The organism is Kumtagia sp. (assembly GCF_059502445.1).
The window spans coordinates 38,106-53,624 of record NZ_JCACER010000025.1; the positions used below are offsets into that span (position 1 = coordinate 38,106).

General features: G+C 66.4%; 14 protein-coding genes. 3 read left to right on the plus strand and 11 right to left on the minus strand.

The features are described 5' to 3' along the window. Nucleotides 1-20: 20 nt before the first annotated feature. From AC5JDC_RS10815 to AC5JDC_RS10850, 8 genes are all read right to left on the minus strand, one after another. Nucleotides 21-1,061: a 2-hydroxyacid dehydrogenase gene (locus AC5JDC_RS10815; RefSeq protein WP_106774334.1), complete on the minus strand. Its 1,041-nt coding sequence runs from the start codon at nt 1,059-1,061 to the stop codon at nt 21-23. Nucleotide 1,062: 1 nt separating this feature from the next. Next, nucleotides 1,063-2,619, minus strand: a complete 1,557-nt coding sequence (locus AC5JDC_RS10820) for an FGGY-family carbohydrate kinase (RefSeq protein WP_495841358.1) — start codon at nt 2,617-2,619, stop codon at nt 1,063-1,065. Nucleotides 2,620-2,824: 205 nt separating this feature from the next. Continuing rightward, nucleotides 2,825-3,946: an ABC transporter ATP-binding protein gene (locus tag AC5JDC_RS10825; RefSeq protein WP_495841359.1), complete on the minus strand. Its 1,122-nt coding sequence runs from the start codon at nt 3,944-3,946 to the stop codon at nt 2,825-2,827. A 229-nt stretch (nt 3,947-4,175) separates the two neighbouring features. Further along, nucleotides 4,176-5,294, minus strand: a complete 1,119-nt coding sequence (locus AC5JDC_RS10830) for an ABC transporter ATP-binding protein (RefSeq protein ID WP_495841360.1) — start codon at nt 5,292-5,294, stop codon at nt 4,176-4,178. A 4-nt stretch (nt 5,295-5,298) separates the two neighbouring features. Beyond that, nucleotides 5,299-6,156, minus strand: coding sequence for a carbohydrate ABC transporter permease (locus tag AC5JDC_RS10835; RefSeq protein WP_106774338.1), 858 nt, complete (start codon nt 6,154-6,156; stop codon nt 5,299-5,301). 12 nt (nt 6,157-6,168) lie between these two features. Then, the gene (locus tag AC5JDC_RS10840) at nt 6,169-7,092 is read right to left on the minus strand and encodes a carbohydrate ABC transporter permease (RefSeq protein WP_495841361.1); all 924 of its coding nucleotides are present in this window, start codon (nt 7,090-7,092) and stop codon (nt 6,169-6,171) included. A 148-nt stretch (nt 7,093-7,240) separates the two neighbouring features. Continuing rightward, nucleotides 7,241-8,677, minus strand: a complete 1,437-nt coding sequence (locus tag AC5JDC_RS10845) for an ABC transporter substrate-binding protein (protein WP_106774340.1) — start codon at nt 8,675-8,677, stop codon at nt 7,241-7,243. A gap of 46 nt (nt 8,678-8,723) precedes the next feature. Further along, the gene (locus AC5JDC_RS10850) at nt 8,724-9,698 is read right to left on the minus strand and encodes a sugar-binding transcriptional regulator (protein ID WP_106774341.1); all 975 of its coding nucleotides are present in this window, start codon (nt 9,696-9,698) and stop codon (nt 8,724-8,726) included. 229 nt (nt 9,699-9,927) lie between these two features. Here AC5JDC_RS10850 and AC5JDC_RS10855 point away from each other — a divergent pair, with 229 nt between their 5' ends. Beyond that, nucleotides 9,928-10,314, plus strand: coding sequence for an ester cyclase (locus tag AC5JDC_RS10855; protein WP_495841362.1), 387 nt, complete (start codon nt 9,928-9,930; stop codon nt 10,312-10,314). A gap of 74 nt (nt 10,315-10,388) precedes the next feature. Here AC5JDC_RS10855 and AC5JDC_RS10860 read toward each other — a convergent pair whose 3' ends face one another. Both AC5JDC_RS10860 and AC5JDC_RS10865 read right to left on the minus strand, forming a co-directional pair. Next, on the minus strand, nt 10,389-11,831 hold the full coding sequence (locus AC5JDC_RS10860; RefSeq protein WP_495841363.1) for an amidase: 1,443 nt from the start codon (nt 11,829-11,831) through the stop codon (nt 10,389-10,391). 145 nt (nt 11,832-11,976) lie between these two features. Then, nucleotides 11,977-12,864 (minus strand): DUF2865 domain-containing protein, encoded by an 888-nt coding sequence (locus tag AC5JDC_RS10865; RefSeq protein ID WP_495841364.1) that lies wholly within the window; start codon nt 12,862-12,864, stop codon nt 11,977-11,979. Between the two features lie 30 nt (nt 12,865-12,894). Here AC5JDC_RS10865 and AC5JDC_RS10870 point away from each other — a divergent pair, with 30 nt between their 5' ends. After that, nucleotides 12,895-13,143, plus strand: coding sequence for a hypothetical protein (locus tag AC5JDC_RS10870; protein WP_495841365.1), 249 nt, complete (start codon nt 12,895-12,897; stop codon nt 13,141-13,143). A 123-nt stretch (nt 13,144-13,266) separates the two neighbouring features. Here the strand turns inward: AC5JDC_RS10870 and AC5JDC_RS10875 are convergent, their stop codons facing one another. Continuing rightward, entirely contained in the window at nt 13,267-14,697 is a 1,431-nt protein-coding gene (locus tag AC5JDC_RS10875) for an NAD-dependent succinate-semialdehyde dehydrogenase (RefSeq protein WP_495841366.1), read from the minus strand. 142 nt (nt 14,698-14,839) lie between these two features. Here AC5JDC_RS10875 and AC5JDC_RS10880 point away from each other — a divergent pair, with 142 nt between their 5' ends. After that, the gene (locus AC5JDC_RS10880; protein ID WP_106774345.1) at nt 14,840-15,517 is read left to right on the plus strand and encodes a GntR family transcriptional regulator; all 678 of its coding nucleotides are present in this window, start codon (nt 14,840-14,842) and stop codon (nt 15,515-15,517) included. Nucleotides 15,518-15,519 lie beyond the last annotated feature (2 nt).

Genomic DNA, 15,519 nt, shown 5'->3' on the forward strand with positions numbered 1-15,519 from the left:
CTGCAACCATCGTCCGGCACTCAACACGGATTGACCGGCGGCTGCCCCGCCAGATATCGCCGCACCTCCTCGGCCGCCTTTTCCGCCGCATAGGTCACCGTGCGCACCGAGGCGCCGGCGATATGCGGTGTCAGCGTCACGTTGGGCAGCTTCAGCAGCGGCCAGTCGGCCGGCACCGGCTCGACAGCGAAGGTCTCCAGCATGGCGCTGCCGATATGGCCGGACACCAGCGCCTCGTAGAGCGCATCGTAGTCGGCCAGCGGACCGCGCGCGGTGTTCACGAAGATCACGCCCGGCTTCATTTTCGCGATCGTGTCGCGGTTGATGATGTGCTTCGTCTCCTCGCTCACGCGTGAATGCAGCGTCACCACGTCGGAGCGCGACAGAAGCTCGTCGAGCGCCACCAGCTCGACCCCCGCATTGCGGTCCTCGGCGCTGAGCTGCACATAGGGGTCGGCGACGAGCACCTTGGTGCCGAAGGCGCGCAGCAACTTCACCACCTTGGTGCCGATGTTGCCGTAGCCGACCACGCCGACGGTCATCTCCGACAGCTCGCGGCCGGTGCGGTCGGCGCGGTAGAGATCGCCGCGCCATTCGCCGGCGCGCAGCGACTCGTGGCCAACGCGGATCAGCCGGGTCTCGGCCAGGATCGCGCCGAGGGTGAACTCGGCGACCGCGCTGGCGTTGCGGCCGGGCACGTTGACGACCTTGATGCCATTGCGCCTCGCCGCGGCGATATCGATGTTGACCGGCCCGCCGCGCGACACGGCGACCAGCCTGAGGTCGGGCAGGCGCTTCATCATGCCGTCCGACAGCGGCGCGAGCTGCGTCACCAGGACCTCGGCGTCACCGATGAAGCCGACCACGTCGTCGGGATCGCCAAAGTACTCCTTCAGCCCGTCGAGGCCGTTCACCGCATAGCCGTGCTCCATCGGCTCGTCCGGCCAGGGCTGCTCCAGCGTCCGAATGTCGAGGCCGTCGCCGCAGGCCTTCTCGATCTCCTGCCGAAACACCTCCGGCAGCATGAAACGATCGCCGATGATCGCGATCTTGCGTGTCATTTCAGTGCTCCCGCGCCATCGTCCGCCATACCGGGCGCAGCGCCCGCCACGCCTGCGCATAGGCGGGATAGGCTTTCTCGTAAATGTCAGCCAGTGTCGCATCCGGCTCCTCGGCCGGGCCAAGCAGCGGCGCGACCCATTCGGCCGCGCAGGCCTCCATCGACGGGTAGAGGCCAATGGAAACGGCGGCGATCATCGCGGCGCCTGCCGCTCCCGCCTCCTCGCGCTTGCTGGTGCGTACCTTCGACCCAAGCGCCGCGCCGAGAATCCGTCGCAGCGCACTGCTGCGCGCGGCGCCACCGGTCAGCCGCACCTCGCCCGGCAGCGGGCCGGCCGCCGCGTAGCAGTCGCGCGCGGCGAAGGCCAGCCCCTCGAAGACGGCGCGCACCAGATCGCCATAACCGTGCCGGCTCGATATGCCGATGAAGCCGGCGCGGGCGTTGGCATCGACGAAGGGCCCGCGCTCGCCCGCCTCGGAGACGTAGGGCTGGTAAAGCAGCGACGCCGGCTCGGAGGTCGCGATCCACTCGTCGATCAGCGGGATCATCTCGGCGGAGGAGCGGCTGATGCCCTGCGAGGCGAGGATGCCGGCGGCCAGCCCCAGCACCCAGTCGATGTTGAGCGTCGCCGCCATGTTCGACTGCATCTGCGCACAGACGCCCGGCGCCGGCATGCACATGGTGTAGCCGGTGCGGTCGTTGTTGAGCTGCACGTCGTCGGCGCCGAGCGCGAGCCGCATATGCATGCCGGTCGAGCCTATGATGGAACAACCCGGCCTGGCGGCGGGGTCGAACAGGCCGGCACCCAGCGCCGTGCAGGCGACGTCGACATAGCCCAGCACCACGGGGGTGCCGGGCAGCAGCCCGGTCATGCCGGCTGCGGCGTTGGTGAGCGCGGTGCTTCGCCCCGCGCCGTCGACGATCTCCGGCAGCAGCCGGCTGAGATGCGTCAGCCCGAGGATATCGATCACCTCGTCGGAATAACGCCTGGCGGCGAAGTCGCCGAAGGTGAAGCAGCCCTCGGACGGGTCGCTGGCGCGCTCGCCGGTGAGCTTGAAATAGAGCCAGTCCTTGCAGTGGAAGGCGGTCGCGGCGCGCTGCAGGCGCTCCGGCGTCGTCCGCTCAATCAGCCTGAGCTGCGGCCCCTGCTGGCAGGCGGCGAGGCCCGTGCCGGTCCTTTCGTAGCGCAGCCGGTCCTCCGGACGCGCGCGGATGTCCTCGACGATCGAGGCGGAGCGCGCATCGAGCCACAGCCAGCCCTTGCCGACCGGCTCGCCGTCCTTGTCGATCAGCCACGTGCCGTCGCCCTGGCCGGTAACGGCGATCGCCGCCGTGCGCCGCGCCAGATCCGGCACCTCGTCGCAGAGCAGGCGCAGCGTGGTCGCGGCGTCCGCCCAGGTGCGCGCCAGATCCTGCTCGGCGCCGCCGCCGGGGATCGTCTCGTAACGGTTCGGCAGCGCCGTGCAGGCGATCTGCCGACCGGAGAGGTCGAAGGCCACCGACTTAATGACCGAGGTGCCGGCATCGATGCCGATGAGCACGTCCGGAGCGGTATTCATGCGGTCGCTCCAGATTGCTGGCGTGTCGCTCGATGTTTACCCCCACCCCTAGCCCCTCCCCTCAAGGGGGAGGGGGACCGGCTTGCGGCTCCGCAAGGCACCGACTGTCGTCGGTCTTGTGCGGCATGGCGGCCGCAAAGTCCCCCTCCCCCTTGGGGGGAGGGGCTAGGGGTGGGGGTGAACTTCCATCCAGACAACCGCGACATCAGGCCAGCTCCGAGCCGTGCGAGATCGCCGCGCCCGAGCCGGCGTCGAAGACGTGAAGGTTCTGCGGATCGATGCGGATACCGATGCGCTCGCCACGCTCCAGCCGGGTGCGGTCATGCTCGACCAGCACCAGCGAGCCGCCGGCGAAGTCGGCGGCGATGTGGGTCTGGTCGCCAAGCCACTGGTTGGCGGAAACGGTGGCCGGCATGCCGTCCCTGGCGCGGCGCACCGCATAAGGCCGGATGCCGATCACCACGCGCTGGCGCCGCAGCATCGCGTCGCGGACGTCACCGGCAAAGGCGCCCTGCTCATAGTCGAGGGCAATCCCGTCCGGCAGCCGCAGTTTTATGCGGTCGCTCTCGCCGGTCACGAAAGCCTCGAAGACGTTCATCGGCGGCTCGCCGACGAAGGTGCCGGTGAATAGGTTGGCCGGCCGCTCCTTGATGGTCTGCGGCGCGTCGAACTGCTGCAGCACGCCGCCTTCCATCACGGCGATGCGGTCGGCCAGCGCGTTGGCCTCGGTCTGGTCGTGGGTCACCAGGATCGCCGTCAGCCCGCGCTCCTTGATGAAATGCTTGATGCGGCCGCGCAGCACGGCGCGCAATTGCGGTTCGAGCTGGCCCATCGGCTCGTCGAGCAGATGCAGGTCGGCATCGCGCACCAGCGCGCGGCCGAGGCTGGCGCGCTGCTGTTGGCCGCCGGAGATGGAGCTCGGATAGCGGTCGAGGATGTCTTCGATCTCGAGTAACCCGGCGATCTCCACCACCTTCTTCTCGACCGCCGCCTTGCCGAGCCGCGCCGCCTTGAGCGCGAAGCCGATGTTCTCGCGCACGGTGAGCGGCGGATAGAGCGAGTAGCCCTCGAAGGCCATAGCGACGTTGCGCTTGACCGGCGCCAGCATGTGCACCGGTCGCCCGGCGATGGCGATGGTGCCGCGCGACACCTCCTCGAAGCCCGCGATCATGCGCAGCGTCGATGTCTTGCCGCAGCCGGACGAGCCGAGCAGGGCGACGATCTCGCCCTTAGGAATGTCAATGGAGAGCTGCCTGACGGCGTGGACACCGCGGTCAATCGGACCGTAGAACTTGTCGACGTTCTGGATGGAGAGGATGGTGGTCATGAGAACGTCTCCACCGTCGGTTCCTTGTGACACCCCCCTCTGTCCTGCCGGACATCTCCCCCGCAAGGGGGGAGATCAGCCGGCCGCATTGATTTCGCCAATCGCCGGCGTTGCCGGAAGCACAGCGTCGTCAAAGCTGCCAATCTACCCCCTGGAGTGGGAGATGTCCGGCAGGACAGAGGGGGGTGCGAAGGACCACGATGCTGAACGAGGTCGACTGCATCAACACTCATGCCGCTTCTCCGCTCTTCAGCGTCACCACCTTGTTCGCGCCGATCCGGTCGCCGGTGGCACGGTCGAACAGCAGCGCGCTCTTCGGATTGACGGCGATATGCGCATTGCCGCTCACCGGTCCCGGCGTTCCGGCCGGACGCGACACCAGGATCTCGCGGCCACGCACGGTGCGCACCAGCGTAACCGTCTTCTCGTTGAGCGGCGTCTCGGCCTCGACCGTAACCGGCACCGCCGCCGGCGCATCGGCGCGCACGAACGAAAGCGCCTCCGGCCGCAGCCCGATCACGCAGTCGCGGCCCACCGCCTGCTCGAACGGACCGGCCAGATGCACCTGCACGTTGGACAGGCCGACATAGACGCCGCGTCCATCCTTGGCCGGCTTGACGTCGAGCAGGTTGATGGTCGGATCGCCGAACAGCCGGGCAATCTCGATGGTGGCGGGCTCGAGATAGATCTGCTCGGGCGTGCCGAGCTGGCGGATGCGCCCCTGCGACATCACAGCGATGCGGTCGCCGAGCGCCATCGCCTCCTTGTAGTCCTGCGTGACGTAGACGACCGTCGCGCCCTGCGTGTCGAGCAGGCGCGGCAGCTCCAGCCGCATCTCGAAGCGCAGCTTTGCGTCGACATTGCGCAGCGGATCGTCGAGCAGCAGCACCGGCGGCGAGCCTGCCAGCGCCCGGCCGAGCGCGGTGCGCTGCTTCTGGCCGTTGGAGAGGGCACGCGGCTTGTGGCTGAGCACGTGGTCGATCTTCAGCAACTTCGCCACGCTTTCCACGCCCGCCTTGACGGCGCCAGGCGCCTGCCGCCTTGCCTCGAGCGGAGTGGCGATGTTGTCGAAGGCGCTCATATGCGGGAACAGCGCAAAATTCTGAAATGCCATGCCGACGCCGCGATACTCCGCGTCGACGTCGGTGACGTCCTCGCCGCCGATGAGGATCGCGCCCTCGTCGGGGTCGACCACGCCGGCGATGAGGCGCAGGAGCACGGTCTTGCCGGCGCCGGACGGGCCGAACAGCACGACCGTCTCGCCGTCCGCAACCTTCAGCGTCACGTCGTCGAGGACGGCCTGACCCTTGTAGCGCTTGACGATGTTCTTCAGTTCGAGCGTTGCCATGCCGCTACCCCTTGACCGCGCCGAGTGACAGGCCCTCGACCAGATAACGCTGGGCGTAGAGCGCGAGCGCCAGCGTCGGCGTGATCGACAGCACGATCGCCGCGGCGATCTGGCCGTACTGAATGCCGCTGGCGGTGACGAAGGCGAGCGCTCCGACCGTGACCGGTTGCTTGTCGGCCGAGGCGAGCACCAGGGCGAAGACGAAATTGTTCCAGGCGAAGATGAAGGCGAGCAGGCCGGCCGCCGCGATGCCAGGCCCGGCGAGCGGCAGCGCGATCTTGCGGAAGGTCGCGAACCACGAATGGCCGGCGATGCGATAGGCATATTCGACGTCGGCCGAGATGTCCTCGAAATAGCCGCGCACGATCCACAGGATCAGCGGCAGGCAGATGAGCTGGTAGACCCAGACCAGGCCGAAATAGGTGTTGGAAAGGCCTAGTTGCTGGAAATAGATGGTCAGCGGCAGCAGCACCAGCAGAGGCGGCGCGAAACGGAAGGACAGAAGCGTGAAGGCGATGTCCTCGGAGCCGCGGAACTTGTGCCTGGCGAAGGCATAGGCCGCCGGCACGCCAAGCAGCAGCGCCACCGCCACCGAGGTCACCGACAGGAAGACCGAGTTCCACAGGGTGCGCAGGAAGTTGATCTCCAGCGTACCGGCCGCCGTCTCCAGCCGGCCGGTGATCAGCGCCGCATAGTTGGACAGCGTCGGCTCGAACACGATCGACGGCGGAATGCGCAGGATCGTCTCGTTGGTCTGGAACGACATCATGAAGATCCAGAACAGCGGAAACATGAAGAAGATGACGACCAGCGCCAGCGCTGCGCCGCGCAGCACACGTTCGAGGGTGGACGTATGTTCCATGACAGCCTCCCCTCAGCCGTTGCCGCGGGCGCGCTCGCGCAGGCGCAGCCAGTTCTTGATGAAGATGTTCGACAGGAAGTAGGTGATCGCCCACAAGATGATCATCAGCGCCGCCGACCGGCCGACATTGGTCGACTGGAAGAAGTTGAGATAGGCCTCGACCTGGAACACCGTCAGCGTGTCGCCCGGCCCGCCCTGGGTCATGGCGTAGATGATGTCGAACTGCTGGATCGAATCGAGCAGGCGGAACAGCGTCGCCGTCAGGATGTAGGGCGTCAGCATCGGCAGGGTGATGCGGAAGAACACGAAGGTTCGCGGCACCCCGTCGAGGGCGGCCGCCTCGAAGGGCTGCGTCGGCAGCGACCGCAGGCCGGCGAGCAGCAGGATCATGATGAAGGGCGTGTAGACCCAGATGTCGACCAGGACGACCGTGAACAGCGCGGTCGAGGGCGACGAGGCCCAGCGGAAATCGTGCAGGCCGATCAGGCTAGCGAAATAGGAAAGGATGCCGAAGCCGGGATTGGTCATCAGCTTCCACATCAGCGCGGCCAGCGCCGGCGCCGTCATCAGCGGCAGCAGCAGCATGATCGAGATGAAGTTGTTCAGCGTCGTGCGCTTCTGCAGCAGCAAGGCGATGCCGAGGCCAAGCAGCAACTCCAGCACCACCGTGGTCGCCGCGTAGGTGAGCGAGATCTGCAGCGTGTTCCAGAACTTCGGATCGGTGAAGAAGGCTGCGTAATTGTCGAACCAGATGAACTTATAGCCCCAGGGCTGGCTCAGCCGGTAGCGGTGCAGCGAGTACCAGGCGGCCGTTAGGAACGGAATCAGGATGCCGATGCAGACGAGCAAAGCCGGCAAACTGAGGACATAGGGCAGCACGCGCTTGCTGATGCGGAAACCCGACGGTCGTGCGCGGGCAGTGGCAGCGGCGGTCATTCACGGCTCCGGATTTGAAGAGGCGCCCGGCCGGCCCGACAGGGAGCGGCGGCCGGCCGGGCGGTCAGCTGCGCAATGCGCCGCTGGTACATGACATTGGATCGATGGCGTCCGGACCGGCCGCACCGCGGCCGGTCCGAGACCCGGATCAACCCAGGCCGGCGTCCTTGAGCTGCCCGTCGATGCTCTGCGCGAGCTGGTCGAGACCCTCGTCCACCGGCACCTGCTTGGCCACCATCTTCTGCAGCGTCGCCGCCCATTCGGTGGTGAGGTCGAAGAACAGCGGCTGCGCCGTGAACTTGATCGAGGCGCCCGGAGCCGAGGCCGTGAACATCTCGAAATAGCCGGGGTACTTCTTCAGCTTCTCCACGAACATCTCGTCCTTCCAGACCGCGTTGCGGACCGGGTTGACGAAATCGTGCTTGGTGGCGCCGAAGATGGCGTGCTCAACGCTCGAGGCCCACTGCAGGAAGTACCAGGTGGCGTCCTTGTCCTTGGCGAAGGACGACATGGCCAGCGACCAGATCCAGATGTTCGGCGTCGGCGCCTCGGCCGCCGGGTTGGCCTTGAAGCCGTGGAAGGCGAGCTTGCCGGCTTCCTTGGTGCCGCCGTTCTGGAAATAGCCGAGGATGTCGGCGTCGAAGATCATCGCCGAGGCGCCGGCGCCGAGGTCGGTGCCGACCTGATACCAGGTGTAGGTCGACCAGTCCTTCGGGCCGCTGTTCTGGATCATCTCGACCCACTTGGCGTGGAAGGCCTTCGATTCGGCCGTGTTCATGGCTGCCGACAGCTTGCCGTCGGTGACGTTGAGGTCCTTCTGGCCGAAATTGGCGTAGGCCGAGAGGAAGCCCGGATGGATCGTCGCCCAGGAGCGCGAGCCGCGCACGCCGACGCCGTAGACGTTGTTGCCGACGTCCTTGGTCAGCTTGGCCGCCACCGCGACGAGGTCGTCGAGGTCCTTCGGCGGCTGCACGCCGACCTTGTCGAACATCTCCTTGTTATAGGTGATGTTGTTCTGCTCGAAGCCCCACGGAATGCACCACTGCTTGGCATCGTCGGATCCGAGCGTGCCGCCGGGCTGGCCGTTCCAGGCGCAGGACTTGCGCACGCCCTCGAGCACGTCGTCCCAGGCATAGGTCGGGCTGGTCTTGGCCGGATCCTTGATCCACTGGTTGAGATCTTCGGTCCAGCCGGCCGGGCCGTAGGTCCAGGTCATGTAGGCGCCGGTCATGAAGGCATCGTATTCCGACGAGCCCGACGACAGCGCCGCCGTCACCTTGTCGAAATAGACGTCTTCCGGGAACACGTCATAGGTGACCTCCATCCCCGTCAGGTCCTTGAAGGCCTGCAGGTTGGCGATCATGGCGTCGGCATAGGGATGCTTGTTGAGCAAGAGCTTGAGCGACTTGCCCTTGTGCGCCTGCCAGTCGAAGTCGGCGGCCATGGCGCGGCTCTGCGCCATGGCGAGCAGCGTGCCGCCCATGGCGGCCGTCAGGCCGAGCGCACCGAGGCCCTTGATCAGGCCGCGACGATCCACCTGCCCGCGAATGAACGCGTCAACGAGGTCTTTCTCTCTCTCATACATCTTCCATTCTCCTCCACAGGGTAGTTCCGTTGCCAATGTTTGCCGGCTACCCGACCGGCTTAGCCTCCACGAGCGACCGCGCCGTCCGCTCGTCGGTGATGAGGCCGCGCAGATAGCGGCTCTCCAGCACCGAACGGACGGCCCGGATCTTCACCTTGCCGCCGGCCACGGCGACGATCCGGCGGTTCCTCAAATCCTCGCGGCCGAGCGCCATCACCCGGCTCGACAGCGGCGCCTCGAACGGCGCGCCGTCGGCATCGAAGAAATGGCCGAGCAGCTCGCCCACGCCGCCGCCGCGCTTCACCTCCTCCATTTCCGGCCGCTCGACCATGCCGGTCGCCACCAGCGACGCCTGCCGCTCGGTCGTGCCTATGCCGGCGAGCAGCAGGTCGGAGGTCCGGGCCAGGTCGAACACCTCGGCCACGCCCTTCTGGCCGAGCAGAACCTGGCGGTCCTCGACCGTGTTGGCGAACATCGGCACGGGAACGACATAGGCCTCGGCGCCGGTGCGTTCGGCCAGCCGATGGATCACGTCGTGCGGATTGGCCGAGAATTTGCGCGTCAGCCCGCCGAGCAGCGAGACGAAACGCGCCGTCGGCGCAGCGGTCCGCGGCAGATACTCCACGCAGGCGGCCAGCGTGCGGCCATGGCCGACGCCGATCATGATCCGGTCGCCGCGCTCGATCTCGCGCTTCAGATACTGGGCGCCGGCGACGCCCAGCGCCTTCAGCGGCAGATCCTCGTCGTCGAACTCCGGCACCACTTCGCAATAGTCGAGGCTGTAGCGGGAGCAGAGTTCGGTCTCCAGCGCCACGCATTCCGAAACGTCGCCGTCGATATAGACCTTCACCAGCCCGTCCTGGTTGGCCTTGGTGATCAGGCGATGCGCCTTCAGGCTGGTCAGGCCGAGACGCTTGGCGACTTCGGACTGGGTCAGGCCGCCAGCATAATGCAGCCAGGCGGCACGCGTCGCCATGCTGCTTTCGTCGTCGCGAAGGAGGCCGTTTCCCGTCCCTGACATCGTCCAGGTTTTTCTGCTGCGGACTGATATTTTTTGCAAAGGTTGCAAAATTTTTCACGCCTGTCAACGCGCCCGATGAAGGCACCATGGCGTTGCTCGTCTGACTGTCGGCGTCACGTCGAGCTTGGGAAAAGGCCGCACAAAAGGAGCATTGCCTTTTCCGGTGGGCTATTCTCGGCTGGAGAAATGGCTGGTCCTCCAAACAGTCTTCAGCCATCGGAGCCGCACCATGACGAAAGCCGATCTCTCCGGCCTCTACCGAGGCTACATAACCTGCCTGAACCGGCAGGACTGGCCGGATCTCGGACGTTTCGTCGACGAGGACGTGCGCTACAACGGCCGGCGGATCGGCCTGTCGGGATATCGCGAGATGCTGGAGCGGGATTTTCGCGACATCCCGGATCTACGGTTCGACATCCGGCTGCTGATGTCCGACCCGCCCTATGTAGCGAGCCGGCTGGCATTCGACTGTTCGCCGAAAGGCTCGTTCCTCGGCCTCGAGGTCAATGGGAAGAGAGTATCCTTCGGCGAGAACGTCTTTTATGAGTTCCGGGACGGAAAGATCGTTGAAGTCTGGTCGATCATAGACAAGGCCGCCGTCGAGGCGCAGCTCTGACACCGCGGTTTATCGCCGAGCGGGGCGGCGATGTCCTTCCTCGTCGCTACCGCTCGGGTGCCCTCCCCTTGAACTCAGGCCGACACTTTCGGCCGGCGGTCCTTCCACGGCATCTCCTGCTCCAGCACTGCGGCAAGCGCCAGCACCGTCGCCTCGTCGCCGTAGCGGCCGACGGCCTGCACGCCGATCGGCACGCCGCTTTCGGACATGGCGAGCGGGATCGACATGGCCGGTTGCCCCGATATGTCGAACGGGAACATGAACACCGAATCCGTCCAGAGATCGTTGTAGGCGTCGAGATCGGTCATCGACATGTCGTAGAAGCCGACCGGCCGCGGCAGTTGCGTCAGCGTCGGTGTGAGATAGATGTCGTAGCCATCCAGATCCGTCGCGATGGCGCGGCTGGCCTGGCGCACCGCCTCGACGTCGGAGATGTGGCTGATACCACTGGCGGCGCGGCCGCGTTCGATGATCGCCCAGGTGATCGGCTCGACGTCGTTCCTGGTCACCGGGCGGCCGAGAGCGCCCTCGAGCCAGTCGAAGACCGCCGCAGTCTGCACGCAGCTCATGTTCGTGTAGGTGCGCCAGATCCTGTCGGCGTCGAGGCTCATGTCGTGCTCCTCGACGTCATGGCCCATCTGCTCCAGCAGCCTGGCGGTGTCGAGAACGGCCCGCCGGACCTCGGGATCGATCGGCCGGCCGTGCGGCGGCGTCACGGTAAAGCCGACACGCAGCTTGCGGGGCGAACGCCGCGACAGCTCCAGCCATGACTTTTCCGGCACCGGCGGCTGATACGGATCGCCCGGCAGCGCGCCGGCGACCGCGTCGAGATAGGCGGCGGTGTCGCGAACCGTACGGGTGTTGGCCAGGAAATAGGCGCAGCCGTGCCAGACGTCGCCGAAGGGGGCCATGGTGACGCGGCCGCGCGACGGCTTCAGGCCGAGCACGCCGCAGCAGGAGGCGGGCACGCGGATCGAGCCGGCGGCGTCGCTCGATTCTGCCACCGGCACCATGCGCGCGGCGACCGCCGCCGAGGAGCCGCCGCTCGACCCGCCAGCCGTCACGTCGGCGCGCCAGGGATTGACGGTGGCGCCGTAGAGCTTCGGCTCGGTCGAGATCGACCAGCCGTTTTCCGGCGCGTTCGACTTGCCGACCAGCAGGAACCCGGCCTTCTTGATGCGGGTCACCACCTCGGCGTCGAAATCGGCGACGACATCCTTGAGGTAGACGGACGAGTTGGTGTTGGGAGTTCCCTTCCAGGAGGTGGCGAGTTCCTTCAGCAGATATGGGACGCCGGCAAACGGTGCCTCGCGATCGACGGCGACGGCGGCCATGCGGCCGATGTCGTAGAGCTTGTGGACGACCGCGTTCAGCTCCGGATTGAGCTTCTCGATGGTCGCCACGGCGGCCTCGACGAGTTCGCCCGGCGACACCTCGCCCTTGCGCACCAGTCCGGCCAGCGCCAGCCCGTCGGAGTCGGCATAGGTCCGCAGCAGGCTTTCGGTCACACCAGGCATCTTTCTTCCTCCCATCCTTGTTGTCCGGAGCACGACCCGTTGCATCGGGACGTGCCGGGACCGTGCCAGGACGCGCCACGCAACCTCGCGCGCCGCTCCTGACGCTGGGTCAACTCAAGAGGATTCGGAGGCCGACCGACAGGGATCAGTTCGGGAAGAAATTGGGGCCAACGACCCGGACCTTGCGGTCAGCCGGCAAGTCGACCACCGGCGCCTGGTTATCGCCCGTCAGCGCCATCAGCGGCACGGGCTCGTCGGGACGCTCCCTCGGCAGCGGGATGACGGCGTTCTTCATGTTGAACGGCGTCACCGTTCTGGCGCGCGCCTCGTTGACGCGGCGATGATAGCCCTGGAAATCGCAGGCTTCGAAGCCCGTCCTGTTGCGATAGGCGAACGCGGTCGGCAATTCCTTGTACGGCCTGCCGGTGTCGACCGAGATCATCTCCTCTGTCTCCAGTTCCGGGTCGTCGAGCCGGTAGACCGAGGTCTGGCTGCCGCGGCAGATGTAGCTGCACTGGTCGACGGCCTGCTTGTAGTCCCTGGAATCGATGAACTGCGACCCGGGGACCGGGAAGAAATAGCCATCCTCCACGCGCACGCAGAACAGCATCACGCCCGTATCGATGGATGGACCGGAACGGGCCGGCGCCGCGCGCTTGACGGAAGCTTCCACCACCTCGCGGCGTTCCTTGCGCTGCTGCGGCTTGCCGCAACCGAGAGCGGCGATGCGCGCGCGCAGCGCCGCCTGGTTGCCGCCCTGCGACCGGGCCAGCTGGCGCTGCACGTCGGCCTTGCGGTTGGCGAGATCGGCGCAGGGGTTGAAGAGGCCGCCGGTACCCCTGGACGAGCACTGACGCTTGCGCTCGAGGGCCTGGATCGCGGAGAGCTGCTTGGACAGCGCCACGCTTTGCGCGCTTGCACCGCCGCGCGCGGCGCGGGCGAGCAGGTCGGCGCAGGCATTGGCGTAGGCCGACGTCATGCCTAGGGAGAGCAGCGCGGCAACCGCGCCGATCCCGATCAGACTACGCTGCAACCGAATCAATGAACGGGAAAGCGCCAGCCGGTGATCACGATTGTGCAATGCCGGCTCATCCGAACGAACGGACCTTGCCTCAAAGACCCGACGTACCATCGCATGCTACCCCAGATTGCCCGCGGACACGCTTCGACACGCAATGGCAGCAACCTGACCAAAGGTCAATTGCCGCCCGAAAAACCTATAGAACAAGGTAAACGATTTTACGGCAAGTCGGACCTGCCGGAATCGCGCTCCAGTGCCGCAACCGTGCCGCGCCTGATCGCGAAAATGTGATCGCGAATTGGTCTGCCGCCTTGCTTCAGACTGCGTTTTTGGCGCGCTCGTGGAAGCCGGGGTACCGGCGGGAATGCCCGGAATGCGCCGCGGCGGTAGGCGGGCCGCGGCGCAAGTTTCTGGTCAGATCTCGGTGACGAACTTCGTGCGCAGGTATGCCTCCAGGCCTTCGATGCCCGATTCAGAGCCGTAGCCGGATTCGTTGATGCCGCCGAAAGGCGTCTCCGCCGTCGACACCATCATGTGGTTTACACCGACCATGCCGGCTTCGAGAGCCATTTCGGTCTTCTGCGCAAGCGTGCCGTTTTGCGTGAAGACGAAGGAGGCAAGACCGAAGGGCAGGCTGTTGGCGCGCTCGATGACCTCGTCGAAGGTCGAGAACGTCGTCGTCGGCGCAAGCGGCCCGAACGGCTCTTCCGACATGATGAGGGCGTCGTCCGGCACGTTCTTCATCAGGGTCGGCGCATAGAAATAGCCCTGGTTGCCGATGCGCTCTCCGCCGGTGACGATTTCCGCGCCCTTGGCCCTGGCGTCGGCCACGAAGGAGTCCATCACGTCGAGGCGGCGCGGCGCGATCATGGGCCCCATCTGCGTGCCCTCGTCGAGGCCGTTGCCGATGCGTATCCTGCGGGTGCGGGTGGCGAAGCCGTCGATGAAGGGCTCGTAAAGCGACTCATGCACGTAGAAGCGGGTCGGCGAGGTGCAGACCTGACCGGCATTGCGGAACTTGAAGGCGACGACCGTGTCCAGCGTCTTTTCGAGATTCGCGTCGGCATGGACGATCACCGGCGAATGGCCGCCCAGTTCCATGGTGCAGCGCTTCAGCGTGTCGGCCGCCTGCTTCTGCAGGAGCTTGCCGACGGCGGTCGAGCCGGTCAGCGACACCTTGCGCGGGATCGGCGAGGACAGGAGGTGCGACGAGACCTCGGCGGGAATGCCGAAGACGATGTTGAGCACGCCGGCCGGAAGGCCCGCATCCTGGAAGCAGCGGCCGAAGGCGACTGCGGTGCCGGGCGTCTCTTCCGCCGGCTTGATGATGATGGAGCACCCGGCGCCGAGCGCGCCGGCGATCTTGCGGATGACGTTGCTGGCGGGAAAGTTCCATGCGGCGAAGCCGGCAACCGGTCCGACGGGCTCCTTGAACACCATCTGGCGCACGCCAGGCAGACGGGCCGGCACGATGCGGCCGTAGGCGCGCTTGCCTTCCTCGGCGTACCAGCGAGTCACGTCGGCGGAGAACTGCACCTCGCCAAGGGCCTCGGCCAGCGGCTTGCCGTTCTCCATCGTCAGCGTGCGGGCGATCTCGGCCTTGCGTGCCTCGATCAGGTCGGCCGCCTTGTTCATCACGGCGAAGCGCTGGATCGCGGTCATCGCCTTCCACACCTTGAAACCCCTGGCCGATGCCGCGAGCGCCTCGTCGAGGTCGGCTGCCGAGGCGTGCGGCAGGCGGGCGATCGTCTGGGCGGTCGCCGGATTGATCAGGTCTTCGCCCGCTCCGGTGCTTCCCGGGCGCCAGACGCCGTCGATCAGGAGTTCAAGTTTCTCGAGGTACATATCGCTTTTTCCTTCCGTTCGGCTTCGCGCCAAAGCCAGCCGCATATCACGCGAGATCGGCTCCTGGCTGCCCGGAACGCCAGCTTTACACAATCTCGGCGACGCCGCTTGACCTGTACATTGTATACAGTATGGTGTCGACATGCTTTTGCAACGTCCATCACGTCTGACCGTGGCCATCCCCGAGAGCCTTGCCGAGATGCTCGAGGAGGAGATCGTCATGGGTCGCCTGAAGTCCGAGGAGCGCTTGACCGAAGAGGACGTCGCCGAGCGCTACGGGGTGAGCCGCTCGCCCGTTCGCGAAGCGCTGCGCCTGCTGGAGCGCGACGGCCTCGTCATCCGCGAGCCGCGGCGCGGCATCTGGGTGGCGCCGATGTCGCAGCGCGATTTCGACGAGGTCTACACCTGCCGCATCGCCCTCGAAGGGCTGGTGGCGCGGCAGGCGGCCGAATCCACCGAGATCGAGCGCAAGCAGGAATTGCGCGGCGTGCAGGCCGAGCTGGCGGAAACGCAGGCCAGCGGCGATGTGCGCCGGTTCTTTGCCGCCGACGTCCGCGGCTCCTTCATGATCTACGACCTGGCCGACAACCGGACCCTGTCGCGGCTGCTGCGCGGGCTCGAAAAGCAGGCCCTGCGCTACCGCTTCCACGCCTATCAGCGCAATCCCGACATGATCAAGCTGTCGCTCGAGGACACGACGCGCATCTTCGATGCGATCCTGGAGAGCGACGGCGCCGCCGCGCAGGCGGTCACCGAGAAGCTGATCCGCGAGATCTGGCAGAGCATGCGCGACGAAGTGCGGAACTCCTTCGGAAGCTGAGT

Coding starts and splice junctions, on each gene's coding strand:
- AC5JDC_RS10815 (WP_106774334.1), bottom strand. CDS start 1,061: ATGACACGCAAGATCGCGATCATCGGCGATCGTTTCATGCTGCCGGAG.
- AC5JDC_RS10825 (WP_495841359.1), bottom strand. CDS start 3,946: ATGACCACCATCCTCTCCATCCAGAACGTCGACAAGTTCTACGGTCCG.
- AC5JDC_RS10840 (WP_495841361.1), bottom strand. CDS start 7,092: ATGACCGCCGCTGCCACTGCCCGCGCACGACCGTCGGGTTTCCGCATC.
- AC5JDC_RS10830 (WP_495841360.1), bottom strand. CDS start 5,294: ATGGCAACGCTCGAACTGAAGAACATCGTCAAGCGCTACAAGGGTCAG.
- AC5JDC_RS10860 (WP_495841363.1), bottom strand. CDS start 11,831: ATGCCTGGTGTGACCGAAAGCCTGCTGCGGACCTATGCCGACTCCGAC.
- AC5JDC_RS10845 (WP_106774340.1), bottom strand. CDS start 8,677: ATGTATGAGAGAGAGAAAGACCTCGTTGACGCGTTCATTCGCGGGCAG.
- AC5JDC_RS10875 (WP_495841366.1), bottom strand. CDS start 14,697: ATGTACCTCGAGAAACTTGAACTCCTGATCGACGGCGTCTGGCGCCCG.
- AC5JDC_RS10855 (WP_495841362.1), top strand. CDS start 9,928: ATGACGAAAGCCGATCTCTCCGGCCTCTACCGAGGCTACATAACCTGC.
- AC5JDC_RS10880 (WP_106774345.1), top strand. CDS start 14,840: ATGCTTTTGCAACGTCCATCACGTCTGACCGTGGCCATCCCCGAGAGC.
- AC5JDC_RS10850 (WP_106774341.1), bottom strand. CDS start 9,698: ATGTCAGGGACGGGAAACGGCCTCCTTCGCGACGACGAAAGCAGCATG.
- AC5JDC_RS10835 (WP_106774338.1), bottom strand. CDS start 6,156: ATGGAACATACGTCCACCCTCGAACGTGTGCTGCGCGGCGCAGCGCTG.
- AC5JDC_RS10820 (WP_495841358.1), bottom strand. CDS start 2,619: ATGAATACCGCTCCGGACGTGCTCATCGGCATCGATGCCGGCACCTCG.